The 13370-nt window shown below is 40.9% G+C and carries 8 protein-coding genes; all 8 read right to left on the reverse strand.

Translation table 11 applies throughout. The features are described 5' to 3' along the window. Nucleotide 1 precedes the first annotated feature (1 nt). Nucleotides 2-1450 (reverse strand): TackOD1 domain-containing metal-binding protein, encoded by a 1449-nt coding sequence (locus tag L6773_RS07635; RefSeq protein ID WP_237853277.1) that lies wholly within the window; start codon nucleotides 1448-1450, stop codon nucleotides 2-4. 31 nt (nucleotides 1451-1481) lie between these two features. Continuing rightward, the gene (locus tag L6773_RS07640) at nucleotides 1482-1811 is read right to left on the reverse strand and encodes a hypothetical protein (RefSeq protein WP_237853278.1); all 330 of its coding nucleotides are present in this window, start codon (nucleotides 1809-1811) and stop codon (nucleotides 1482-1484) included. 16 nt (nucleotides 1812-1827) lie between these two features. Continuing rightward, nucleotides 1828-3369 (reverse strand): SPOR domain-containing protein, encoded by a 1542-nt coding sequence (locus tag L6773_RS07645; protein WP_237853279.1) that lies wholly within the window; start codon nucleotides 3367-3369, stop codon nucleotides 1828-1830. Next, a complete protein-coding gene (locus L6773_RS07650; RefSeq protein ID WP_237853280.1) occupies nucleotides 3366-5489 on the reverse strand; it encodes a glycoside hydrolase family 18 protein in 2124 nt (707 codons plus the stop codon). The genes L6773_RS07645 and L6773_RS07650 overlap by 4 nt, the downstream gene beginning before the upstream one ends. Nucleotides 5490-5603: 114 nt before the next feature. Continuing rightward, nucleotides 5604-6032 (reverse strand): response regulator, encoded by a 429-nt coding sequence (locus tag L6773_RS07655; protein WP_237853281.1) that lies wholly within the window; start codon nucleotides 6030-6032, stop codon nucleotides 5604-5606. 362 nt (nucleotides 6033-6394) lie between these two features. Next, nucleotides 6395-8308: a RagB/SusD family nutrient uptake outer membrane protein gene (locus L6773_RS07660; protein ID WP_237853282.1), complete on the reverse strand. Its 1914-nt coding sequence runs from the start codon at nucleotides 8306-8308 to the stop codon at nucleotides 6395-6397. A 26-nt stretch (nucleotides 8309-8334) separates the two neighbouring features. Continuing rightward, a complete protein-coding gene (locus L6773_RS07665; protein WP_237853283.1) occupies nucleotides 8335-11607 on the reverse strand; it encodes a SusC/RagA family TonB-linked outer membrane protein in 3273 nt (1090 codons plus the stop codon). Nucleotides 11608-12347: 740 nt separating this feature from the next. Continuing rightward, complete coding sequence (locus tag L6773_RS07670) at nucleotides 12348-13358, reverse strand: isocitrate/isopropylmalate dehydrogenase family protein (RefSeq protein ID WP_237853284.1); 1011 nt, start codon at nucleotides 13356-13358, stop codon at nucleotides 12348-12350. Nucleotides 13359-13370: the final 12 nt, after the last annotated feature.

Consider the following 13370-nt stretch of genomic DNA (forward strand, 5'->3'; position numbering starts at 1 on the left):
CTCAGGATATATCCCGAAGTGTTGCGTTTAACTCTTGCAATTGTTCGGAAGCGGTTTTGGTTGTTACAACCGGTTTTATATTCTTAGAGATTGAGAGTGAAAAATTTGAGTAGTTGTCATCCACTAAATCTTTAATTCTTTGCTCAATTCTCTTGATCACCGGAGTGGCTTCACTCACACCTTTTTCTGTAACTAATAACCATATAGTTACCATACTTTGAAATACTACTTCATCCGAACGGTTTATTTCACTATTCACTAATTCAAAAATTTCCCGCACCAGTTTTTTACTGTTTTGATTCCCGATCTGCTCATATATTTCGGAAATATTCTCTAACTGGAAGGATGCAATTGTGCTGTCGAATGTAGCCTCTTTTTTGCGTTCAATCTCTTTAGAAAGCAACCGCTGAAAATATTCTTTATCGATCACATCGACCATATCATCAAATTCATTTAAATCAATGATCACTTTTCCAAGTGCAGCATCTCTTCCCAAACTTGTTAACTGATACGACTTCAAATTCTTTTTCAACAAGCTCTCTACATTCATATCTGAACTACAGACATTGCACTTGGCTTTTACAACCGGATCCTGGAATATGTGATCGCACCGGTTACAGGTAAATACAATAGAGGGTTTATCGTAGTCTACTCCAATATGCTTGAGTATTCGTTCACATTTTGGACATTCAAGTGCATTTGGATTAGAGCTGCTTTGAAAATCTGATATTGGCCCCACATAAGCACATGGAAAATGGTGTATTTGCTCTTCAGATTCTACATCAGCAGACTGACAACTGGGACAGGTTTCCCGAAAAAGCAGGTAACTGTTGTAGCAATTATTGCAGGTGTAAAAACTATCAATGTATGTTGATGTTAAAAAGCCTTCTTGTTCTGCCATGTCGAGAATATCAAGTGCTTTCTCCTCGCGTCTGAAATCCAGGTTTGATGTCAGCATGGGATAGAGATATCCAAGCTTTGATTCTCGAGACGGAATAGGACGGAAATCCTGAAAATCACGAGTGTGAATATAGAGTAGTACTTTTCCTAAGATCTGATTGATTAAAGTGGTTGTATACTGATTTCTCTCAGCATTTCGCAAAACCCGATTTATAGCTTCTTCAAACCTTTCCTGTGTAAATGGTTTCACAAGATAATCGGTGATTCCATAATCAAATGCTTTGATACCATGAGCACTGCTTCCGCTTGTAATAATTACCTGCGTTGGGTCAATATTTTTTACGGCATCCAATACATCAAAACCAGACATGTCTGGCATTTGAACATCTAAAAAAACAAGATCAATATTTTTTGAATTCAACATTTCCATAGCCTGTTCACCATTCTCGGCCATACCGCCAATAGTAAGTGAATCATGTTTTTCTACCATTTTTCGCAGCAATACCCGGAAGGAAGCATCGTCGTCAATAATTAAACTGTTCAGTTTCATTCTTTTTATGCTTTAATTGATCTTCAGGCTTTTACAGTCGGCTAGTAATTTTTCGCGTTGTGGCAGCGGCATAATCGAGATTCATTATGTTTGGAATTACTCCATCAACCATCTCAATAATTGAGTCTTTCATATACCCACCCTCATTTAATAGAAATATTGGAGTGATGTACACAAGCTTTTCGTTGTGTGATCGAATTTTATGAATGGCTTCCAAGACATTATGGCTGTCCAAATATTCCATAATCACTGCATCGTAATCTTCCAAAATATCTGGATTGAAAGAAGGTGATGGCCTAAATCGTAAAAATTTCAGGTCATCAAACTCAATTTTTTCTTGTACTTCAATTTCCTCGCTCATAAAAATCTAACCTGTTTTATTGTATGCGATGTATAAAATATTCATCTGCAATTGATGCCGGAATTGTTTCGGCAGCTTTCATTGCTTCATCGACAGTTCTGAACTGACCTACAGCTACTCGCCACAAGTTTCTTTGATCGATTGTAACAGAATTCACATCAACCCTAAATCCCTCAGCCCTGATATTATCTGAAATCTCAGAAGCTTTTTCCTGGTCTTCCAGTGAATACAGGTTTATAGTATATCCATCCAGTTGATTGTTAAATGAATCACCCATTAACCCGTATAGCTCATCGGTTCCATCTAACTTATCCATTGCCGTTTCCTCATCGGCGCTGCTATTTAGCGTATCAACCGGCTCAGTACCGGAATTGGCGGGAGGTTGAGAGACAGTGTCCTCCTCCGACTGAGTTGAGATTGAATCCTGTTCAGATTGAAATTGTTGGTCTTCAGCTCCGTCATTTGTTCGTATTTGAGCAGAGTATGATGTCTCCGAAATGCCAACCTCTCCTTTACCGATTTTTCGTCTGAATACACTGAGTCCCGACCTGTCTAACTGAACCCATTGAGCCCGAGTAACAGAATCAACGGGTGCTAATTCTACTACCACATATTCTGTGGTTAACGTACCGGTCTGTTCAAAATGTTCAATCAAATTTTCCCGTGCGTCATAACTGCTTCGAATAACTCCAACGCTCTCAGCCCCGTTATCAAATTCAATATTCATGACTGTTCCCGGTTGGGCAAATTCGGCATCTTCACGATCGAAGACTGAAAAAATGTACACATCAGCATTTCTTGGTTTTATACTCATGATTTGATCCGACCGAAACGCCTGCTGATTATCCCGTACAGATATATTATTAACAATTCCGGTTACAGGAGAATAATATGTTTGAATCAAATTCTCGCCGGATTGTAATTCCTGGATTTCGGCTGACAAACTTTCTCTTGCTTGAATTTGCCGGCTTCTTTTATTCATCAATACGTTTAATTCAGACTGTTCCTGGCGCAGATTAGAACGGGCTGTAAAAAGCGAACTTTCAACTTCAGTTAATTCATATGAAGTTGCTGCATTCAGTCGAACTTTTTCCAGGAAGTCCTCTCTCTGTTGTTCCAGATAGGTAATTCGATCTTGAATCTCCTGTATGGACTGCCGCTTTATAGTAATTTCATCTTCAAGGTCCTGGATTTCTTCGCTGGCATCTGCAATATCTTCTTCAATGTCTTCAATCTCATCAACAGTACCGGTCCAGTTCAAAAAACTGTATCGAAATATAGGATCGCCTCTCTCAACAAAACTTTCGTTTGATACAAGCTGTTCTCGAATCTCAATATCACTTGGAGCCCGAACCTTCAAATTTTCTGTTACAACCAACCCCTCACCTGATACATAAAAAGTGCTTATGAAGATGTAATAAAACAGGATTCCCAAACCAACGATCAGTAAAACAAAATAGACGATTCGGTCCCAGTTTATCTGCTTTGGTTTTGGCTTTTCCCGTCGCCCCCGAAGTTGTGAACTCTGAGACCGTTTAGTAAAGTATTCACTTTTCATCTGCTACTCCTCCCGGAATTTAGTATTGCACCTGCATCATGGAGAACCACTTCCTGAACCATCGTTTGATTTTTAATTTCCTGTACAAACGTATTCAGATCATCATAATTCGCAAAATCTGAAGGTCGTACAGCTATATGTAGTTTATCCCCAAATATCTCAGATTCACTTTCAATTCTCTTTTTCAAAACCTCTATATCTGTTGTTTCATATACCATTACATTAATATAATCTGCATTTTGGTAAATATTAGATAGAATTGGTTCATAAAAATGTGGGATAGAGACGGATAGCGAAAGCTGACTTCCCGAAAGCACTTCATTCGCGTTTTCCAACATCTCGACATATTTTTGCTCATAAGTATTACGCTCAGCATCCCAATCAGCAAACGTATGAGGTTCTACATCTAAATGGATGCCTGAAAATCCCAACTCATCAGCAAGATCTGCAAGATCCTGTAATTCTGCCATCTGATTTTCAGTCTGTATCAACTCATTATCACCGGAAAGCAATTGGAATCTAATATTAAACTCTCGGGCTGCTTTAATCAGTTCACTAGCTTTTTCATAAAGAGTGCGATCAGATCCCAACGATAAATAGACATTTTTAACATTTAGTCTATTCAGAAATTCAAGAAGAACTTCGTTACGATTATTTGCAAAAGTTTCTGACCAGATATAGATCCCATCAGCTTTAACAGACTGGTATGGAAAGAGATTGGAAATATCCAGGGGCGATGCATACTCCATTATCGAATGATCTGTCAAATATTTATCGATATCAATTAATTGCAGATACATCTGCTGTTTAAGGTCAATCATTTGTAAAACTACAGCATATCTCTGTAACAGAAGATGTACCATCCTTTGAGTACTGTAGCCTGAATCCTGCAACTTTTTCAAAGTCTGATAATTTTCTATCGTCTCCCGGCGCGATTGGTAGTCTTTGTACAGTTGTATGAATTGCTGAGTTTTATACTTGTATTCGTAGTAAATATTGTAAATCTCTTTATTCTCAGAATATTGCTCTCTTTTTTGAGAGTTTATATATCGTAATTTTCTCTGCTGAACCATCTCCTTTTTTTCACTCGAATTAAAAGGAATAGGAATGGAAAAGTTAACACCCACAGAAAAATATTCTCTGCCGCCTAGATTTTCCGGATCCAGGGCCGTTCCGGTACCATCGTAGATATTATAATCGGCATAAGCTGCTAAGGAGACATCCCTAAAAACATTGTAATTTAAATTTTCAAGATCCTCATTTTTCAGGGATTCCTGAACAAAAGCTGAGTCATTTGCAACAGCTGCGGCATCGATATTTAGTTCAATAACAGGAAATTTACTTGCATCCAATGCCTGAATTTGTGGAAGTAAACTATCAGGAACCGTTATTTCAACCTGCCGATTATATTCTTGATAGGAGGATAGGTCATTTTGTAGTCTTGCTTTCTGTTCACTTAACTCCAAAACACGTTCCCACGGTTCATAATCCAGGTAATGTAAACGCTGAAACAGTTCCAGGTTTGTATTCAGTAGGATTAGATACTCATTGATGACCTCAATCTTTTGAAGATTAAATAGATAAATAAGCCGGTTATACAAACGTTCATACTCCTCATTTGCACGCTGGCGGTTGATCTCTCTTTCCACCATTTTTTCACGGACTTCTAACTCTTCTGACCGTTTATGGCTATCGAACCATCCATCACTCAGCAGATCCCACTGAAAACCGGCATTAAAACGCCGAAGGTAGAAGATATCTCCACCTGAAAAGATTCCCTCTTCAATATTTTCCCGGTATCCGGTTCTAAACCTCAGACCGATATCGTCGGCTGCTGCTTTTTTCTCCGCTGTTACTTCTGCAAGTAGTGGGCCATAATAGGTTAAGGTATCAAAAGAAAGAGCATGAAGAGTGTTATAAACAGATGTGATTGGAGATTCGGAAAGTTTCTCGGGATAAATATTCTGCTTGGCTTTGTTTGCAGCGAGGGAATCAACCTCATTTACCAACTGTTTTAAGTAGGCGTCTTGCTGCATTGACTCAGAAAGGCTTTGAGCATACAATACGGCAGGTGAACAAAGTATGATCCCGGCCATTAATAATCTTGAAATAATCGTCATAGAAAATTCGAGATTGCTCTGTACAGTTATTTTACTCTTTCCTCCTATGATAAGAGTTTTATAGCTCAACATTTGAAAATTAAGAAAAGATTAATCAATCTTATTAATCTCCACTCATTTTTTTAAGCGTTCAATAGAGTTTTTTAGATGTGAAAATGTGATTGGCTTACCGAGGTAATCATGATAGCCAATATTATTTGCTTTCTCTTTATTTCGCGGATCGGTATTTCCCGTGATGTAGATTACCGGAATTTCTTTTTCTTTTTTGATTTCTCTGTATGCCTCAATTCCATCAATATCATCCTGTAGCATAATATCCATCAAAATTAAGTCGTAAGAATCTTCTTTAGCTTTTTGGATAGCTGTTGAACCTTTTGTTGCAGTACCAAATTGTTCGAATCCCATTTTTTTCAGCATGTGCTCAAGCATCAACTGCAATACCAACTCATCCTCTACAATTAAAATTTTTGAGTTCGACCTCATATGCTTGTTATCATAATTACTTCCACAGCCAACGAAAAAAATCCGGCTGAAATCCTTCATGAAGAGCTGATCTGCGATTTTTACATATACAAGATCACTCTGGATTTATAGCCTGTAGTATTTCTAAAATATTTAAATTTTTTTAATGTTTGGATAGTATATACTACTGATACAAGACTTTTGCAATAGCCTTTGGGCATTATATTTTTTTACTCTTTTCTGTATAGCATGCAAAAGGTCACTAAATTTTAAAATTGATCCTCAGCCGGATTCATAATCAATTTTTTAATAAAGCGTTCTTCGTCTGCAGGTGGGCAGTAGATTGTTTACTCAAAAAGTCAATCTTACTCAACAGTTGTAATTGAAAAAAAAAGGGAGCACACAGAATATGTACCCCCTTTTTGTTTAATAGAATTTGGTTATTAGTAACCGGTATTCTGTTGTAATGCCGGAGTTCCGCCCACAGTACTTAAGTCAATTTGCCGCTGTGGAATCGGGAAATACTCATTTTTATTTGGTGTAAATTGCCCCTCATTTATATATGATGCAGGAAAGAAATCACCTTCATAGTCCATATACTCGTTGATTTCTTCCTCGGCAACTCCCCAACGAACTAAGTCGAAGTACCTGTGTCCTTCAAGTGCCAGCTCAAGCTTACGCTCAAATCGTACAATTTCCCTGGCTTGCTGTTGATTGCCAAGATCATCATACAGAGCAATATTATAATTGGGTTCTGAATATTCATTCCAATTATTGATATCGGCTGCACCGCCGCCCAGGTACACAAAGGTGGTTCCTGTATCTTCACGTACGACCCAACTTCCGGAAGTGGGTTCGAGTGCCAGCATCTCTGCTTCGCTGTTTACGATTTCAAAAGCATATCCCCTGTTGAATTCGTTTTTAACCCATGCACTCTCATCTGCAGCCCTTTCACGTACACGGTTTATATACTGCAAAGCCTGGGAAAGGCTACCCGTTTCTATTTCAGCTTCTGCAGCCATCAACAACACATCGGCAAAGCGAATAATCGGGATGTTGTACGATGTACCGGGTGCCCATTGGCTCGGATTGTTTACGTCCTGATCATCTTTTTGCCACCAGATATGTTTTTTGGAAGCATATGGACCGGAATAAGCCTGGTCACGCACCCATCGCTGACCGGGATGTGGACCCCAATCGTGGAATGGAACACCACGGCGGCCAACAGTCCAGTCAAGCCGTGGATCCAATGTACCGCTGTGTGGTTCAAAGTTTTCACTTGAAAGAACACCCAGGTCATTTTTCACAGGAGTTGAAAGGAAGTCGTTAATCAATGGTTTTCCGTCAACTGTCTGAAAAGAGTTAACCAGGTAAAGTGTAGGCTGGTAAAACCCGCAGCAGCGAAACGGACTGTTATACGGATAATTGAGCATCATTCCGGGGTTGGCATTCTGAATGGTGCCTGTTCCGTCATCGGCAGAAGCCTGAATGGCAAAAACCGATTCCGCATTATTTTTATTTACAGGATTATGCACCTGGTCGAGAGGTACAAGATCATATGCCAGTCCGTTTGAGGTATTGCCATTCGGTATAATCTGGTCATACAAAGCTTTGGCCTCAGAAAATTTCTGCTGGTACATATATGTTTTGGCAAGGTATGATGCGGCTGCCCAGCTATTAGGTCGTCCTGCCTGGCCTTGAACTGCCGGCAGGTTGTTATAAGCAAACTGGAAATCCGCTTCAATATTTGGCCAAATATCCTGATCATTCGGCTGTGGTGTTAGGGCATCCACAGTTTCATCAATCCATGGAACATTATTGTAGAAACGTTTCAGCTCAAAGTAAAAGTGACCGCGTAAGAAACGCGCTTCCGCTTCTATCCTGGCTTTATCTGCTTCAGAGAAAACACCTTCGGAAATTGGTACATCCGGCAACACACTCAATACAGAGTTTGCGCGGGCAATTCCTTCGTAAAGGCCTCTCCATTTCAGGTTTATGAAGCCGGTGGAAGGTGAAACGTTCATCCCTCCGAGGGTATTCATTTGTGGCTGGTCACCCGCATCACTTCCTTTGTGAGCTTCAGTTCCCAACACACTTCCGTACAACCAGTTGGAAGGGCAGACTGCCCAGGCTCCGTCACCCGGAAGGCCATCCCCCCAACCTTGACTACCGGTTTGACTAAGAGCCCCGTAAGCTCCCATCAAAAGTGTTTCAACGCCGTTTCGATCGGCTACTACATCTTCACTCAGCGATCCCATAGCAGGGCGCGTAAGAAATTCGTCTCCGCATGCTTTTGTGAACATACCTGTAATAAAAATCACTGCAAGTATGAATATTAGATTTCTTGAGTTCTTCATATTAGACCTCTGTCTATTTTATTTCTTTAAAAACCGAGATTAAATCCAAAAAGGAATTGGCGGGAAGTCGGATAAGCACCTTCATCTACACCAAAACTTGTTGTACTGGCATTGGCTGACTGGGTGTTACCCACTTCAGGATCAGGTCCGGAATAGTTGGTTATCGTAAACAAGTTCTGAGCTTGCACATAAACCCTCAGCCTGTTCAACCCAACATACGAGAGCATATCGGGAGTGAATGAGTAACCAACCTGGATCGTTCTCAATCTCAGGTATGAACCGTCCTCAACATAGTAGGAGTTAGGCACGAGGTTCGTAGCCGTTGAACCGGCATTTTCCTGAATCGGAGCCTTGGCATCGTGATTGTCCGGTGTCCAGGAGTTGTAAAGGGCCGTTTTACTTTTTGCACCCTGGAATGATGGATAGAAATCGGTCCACCATTTTACCTGGTTCCAGATATCATTGCCTTCTGATCCATAGAAAAATGCGCTTACATCAAAGCTCTTGTAGTTTACGGTCAGATCCAGTCCGTATGTAAAATCTGGGTGTGGATCTCCCAATCTCGTTCTGTCATCTGCAGTAATGCGTCCGTCGCCATTTACATCTGCATATCGGAATCTTCCGAGAGCTGCTTCTTCCTGGTAAACGCCGCCCGCACTTGCATTGGCTTGGTCAATTTCCGACTGTTCGTTCCAAAATCCTTCAATTTTATAACCAAAGAATGTGGATATTGGCCATCCAACCTGGTTTCTAACAATGGGATTACCGCTACCAAAGCGACGGCTTGTCCCATCGAAATTATCAACACCTTCGGCAATTTTCACCACTTCATTGCTGTATGTGGTAAAGTTTACCGTAGCATTGATGTTGAAATCCTGAGAAATATCCCTTCGTCCTGTAATGGACATATCAAGTCCCTTGTTCTCAACATTACCCACATTTACATATGGTTGTGATGCGAGTCCGGCCTGACCGGGAAGTTCCGGGTTGAACAGCAGGTCTCTCACGTCGTTTTTATAGAAGTCCATATCAATTTCAAGGGCTCCGTCGAACAACATGGTGTTCACACCAATATTCATTGTGTGAGACTCTTCCCATCGTGCTGCGGGATTACCGATTCGTGTCTGTGCGAATCCCTGAAATATAGTTGGACCTCCCGTAATTGGGTAGAATGTAGAAAGCTGGTTTCCGCCAAATAGTGAGTATGCATTGTCTGATGCAACATTTAACTGGTTCCCCATTACGCCATATCCTGCACGCAATTGAAGGTTTGTCAGCCAGTTTACATCACGCATAAATGCTTCCTCTGAAATCCGCCAGCCTATACTACCGGATGGGAATAATCCGTATCGGTTGTCGAGAAATCGGGATGAACCGTCTCGCCGAACAGTTGCATTCAACAGGTAACGGTTATCGTAATTGTATTCAGCCCGGCCAAATACAGAAAACAGTGCATTTTCATACTGCCAGCTATAGTTGGTGGGATCTCCGGCACCATTACTCAGGTTCACATAGTTTGGATTAAATGAGAAATAGTCTGTCCGGGTACCCCCTCGTTCACGGCCGGTATCTTCGTTGGCTTCCGTTCCTAGTACAATATTAATGTTATGAACCTCGGCCAGGAGATCTGTGTATGTTACCGTGTTTGTCCAGGTCCAGTTTGTACCGTTCCAGGCACCGTCTCCGTATAAATTTACAACAGCGTTTTCTGCGTTTTCATATTCCGGAAACTGGAACCAACTCCAATTACTTGTTGCATAACTGCCTCCAAAATTAGAACGGAATGTTACACTTTCGAGAAAATCGATTTCTGCAAACACATTACCGAATATTCGATTGTTCTCGCCCGTATTATTCCTTGTTCGTTCGCGCTGTGCTACCGGGTTACTTGCATTACCCAAAGGGGCGCCGAAGTTACCTGCAAAATTGCCGGCAATATCATACACAGGAATAATCGGCTGCTGCCGGTAAACCATACCTGTAGCCGTACCTTCATCAAGCGAGCCAGACTGTGGATTTTCCCACACGGCTATTGAGGCATTTTGGCCGATGCGAATATTTTCTTTCAGGTTAAACTGGGTGTTCACACGAAGCGTGTACCGCTCATTGTAGGTCCTCAGCAATGTACCTTCCTGGTTGATATAGTTCAGTGAAAGCATATAGCTGGCGTCATCTGTACCACCGCTTATAGCCAGGTTAGAATTCACCGTGTATGCAGGTTTAAAAATTTCCTGGAACCAGTTGGTACCCTGTTTATTGGCCCGGGTGATTCGGTAAAAATTTCCCAAATCGCCTGTATTCGTGTAGTAGGGATTTACATAGTAATCATCGTGGTTTACTTCACCCTCCATTGCACCGGCCGGTGCAATATAATCCGGCAATTGCGGTGTTGTACCGTCTCCGTATAATGATGAAGAAGGTGTAAGTCCAGAGTTATTGTAGGCCAACCACTCCAGCTCGGCCATCTCCATAGGAGAAGCAATATTAAATGCATTGCCGTGATGTTTTGGAGTTTCATACCCCACATAAGAATCAAAAGAAACCCTTAAGCCGGGGCGTCCCTGTTTCGTGGTAATAATAATAACCCCGTTCGAAGCTCGTGCACCATAAATGGATGCTGCCGAAGCATCTTTCAACACCTGCAATGATTCAACGTCTCTTGGGTTCAGGTCGCCAATAGTGCTTGTGGGAACACCATCAACAACATATAGCGGGCTAACATTACCAAAGTTACCTATACCCCGAATACGTACAGAGGGTTCATCCCCCGGCTGTCCCGATTGCGAAACGGTTACACCCGAAACCTGGCCTTGTAACTGGCGGCTTACAGATGATTCAGCAATTTTTTGCATTTGAGGCACATCAGCCACACTAATAGATCCCGTAAGATCTATTCGGCGCTGAGCAGAATATCCTGTAACAACAATATCTTCGCCAAGGATTGCAGAAATTTCCATCTCCACATCTATTGTTGATCGGCCTTCAACATTCACCACAACAGGTTGATATCCTATATACGAAAATCGTAACTGGGAATCTGTCGATGGAACCGATAGGGTGTAGTTTCCTTCCATGTCTGTGGTTGTACCGGTGGTGGTACCCACTACCATAATATTAACCCCCAAGAGCGTTTCACCATCACTGGCATCCGTTACAGTTCCTGAAACTTCATGAACTGTCTGGATATCCTGGGCATTAACAACTGAGCACAAAAACAGAACAAGGTACATGCTCAACCCCACTTTGGTTAAAAAGCGGAGAGGCATTTCTAAAAATGAATTGTCTACTTTTATTTTCATGGTATACCTTTTTTATAGGTTATGTGGTATACCCACTTTCAACGATCCTTTGCGTCCCTGAAAATTTTCACCAGTGTTTACACTATATCTCTTGTAACTTTATTCTTTTCAGACTTACGGACAGAGCATATTATTTTGAACACAATAGCCTGTAGATTTTTTTGTCAGAAAAGCGAATACTTTTTTCAGGTATTTTTGGGTTTTTGTAGATCATACTTGATTATGACACACTCTTGAAAATGAATAAACCACTAAAAATGAATTACCGGAGACATAGCCCTTGGTGTTTGAGTATCGCCTAACGTTCATGGTATTGCTTTTTTGAGTGATTGAATCTAGGGGAAAACCTTAGGCCTGTGTGGGGTAGAATATTAAAACCAAAAGGTCTTTTTTTTAATCTCTTGATACTGTTGAAGATAGAATTTTCATTCTAAATTGAAACTTAAAAATTTTTATTTGAATTGATTCACTGTTTAAAAAAAATGCTTAAAGAGGCCTTATTCGACTGTATTAGCACATTTTTAATTTTGAAAAATATTTAAGCAATACCCACAATTATTTAAATTACCGGTGATTTGAAAAAAAGAACGGAGCCTCTTTTTAATCAGGGTTTCCCCCATCTAAAAATCGACTATTTACATGTTTTTTAATCGTTTCGGCCAGGCTTTCAGAAGTAGTAAGGTTTACTTGAATAACACTTAATTAAATTAGTTTAATAAATCTTATCTAAGCTCCCCGCCCTAATCTATCAACAGTTTACAAATGGCCTCTGTATAAGATTTTGTTGTTCCCCTGCCTCCCACATCAGGTGTACACTTTTCTTTATGATCTTGCAATACTGTGTAAACGGCTGACCGAATTTTTTCCGCAGTGCGATATTCATCGAGGTACTCCAACATCATCAACGCTGAAAACAGCAAAGCTGTTGGGTTGGCTTTTCCCTGGCCGGCAATGTCGGGCGCCGAACCATGAACCGCTTCAAACATGGCTGCATCATCACCAATATTGGCAGCGCCGGTAACTCCAAGACCGCCAACAAGTCCGGATGCCAGGTCAGATAGAATATCACCAAAAAGGTTGGTTGTAACGATAACATCAAACTGCTGGGGATTGAGAACCATCTGCATAGCCATATTATCTACAATCAGATCTTCGAAAATAATATCAGGATAGTTTTTGGATACCTCTTTCCCAATTTTCAGGAATAATCCGGTAGTCAGTTTTAAGATATTCGCTTTGTGAACTAACGTCACCTTCTTCCGATTGTAGCGTTTGGCATACTCAAATGCAGCTGTAATAATTTTCTCACTTGCCTGCCGGGTGACTACTGCAATGCTTTCAGCGTGTTCTTCATTTTCATCAACCCAGTGCTCTTTCCCGATATACAGCCCCTGCGTGTTTTCCCTGAACAGAACCAAATCTACTGCCCTGTACGGACTTTCAATATTTGGCAAAGACTTAGCCGGGCGAATATTACTGTATAGATCAAATTTTTGTCTCAGTGCTACATTAATTGATCTGAAACCGGCACCAACAGGAGTCGTTAACGGCCCCTTAAGTGCAATTCGATGTTCTTCAATCGCCTCAAATGTCTCTTCAGGAAGTGGATTCCCCGTCTTTTTGTATGTTGCTTCACCTGCTTCGCACTCAATCCAGTTGATATCAGCTCCTGCTGCATCAAGAATAGCTGTAACCGATTCAGTAATTTCTGTTCCAATCCCATCCCCGGGTATTTTTACAATGTTGTACATACTTTATTTTGT

Origin of the sequence: Rhodohalobacter sulfatireducens (genome assembly GCF_022012475.1) — a bacterium.
Classification (GTDB): Bacteria; Bacteroidota; Rhodothermia; order Balneolales; family Balneolaceae; genus Rhodohalobacter; species Rhodohalobacter sulfatireducens.

Excerpts from the sequence above, each read along its gene's own strand:
- L6773_RS07660 (WP_237853282.1), bottom strand. The coding sequence starts at position 8,308 with ATGAAGAACTCAAGAAATCTAATATTCATACTTGCAGTGATTTTTATT.
- L6773_RS07655 (WP_237853281.1), bottom strand. The coding sequence starts at position 6,032 with ATGAAGGATTTCAGCCGGATTTTTTTCGTTGGCTGTGGAAGTAATTAT.
- L6773_RS07650 (WP_237853280.1), bottom strand. The coding sequence starts at position 5,489 with ATGACGATTATTTCAAGATTATTAATGGCCGGGATCATACTTTGTTCA.
- L6773_RS07640 (WP_237853278.1), bottom strand. The coding sequence starts at position 1,811 with ATGAGCGAGGAAATTGAAGTACAAGAAAAAATTGAGTTTGATGACCTG.
- L6773_RS07665 (WP_237853283.1), bottom strand. The coding sequence starts at position 11,607 with ATGAAAATAAAAGTAGACAATTCATTTTTAGAAATGCCTCTCCGCTTT.
- L6773_RS07670 (WP_237853284.1), bottom strand. The coding sequence starts at position 13,358 with ATGTACAACATTGTAAAAATACCCGGGGATGGGATTGGAACAGAAATT.
- L6773_RS07635 (WP_237853277.1), bottom strand. The coding sequence starts at position 1,450 with ATGAAACTGAACAGTTTAATTATTGACGACGATGCTTCCTTCCGGGTA.
- L6773_RS07645 (WP_237853279.1), bottom strand. The coding sequence starts at position 3,369 with ATGAAAAGTGAATACTTTACTAAACGGTCTCAGAGTTCACAACTTCGG.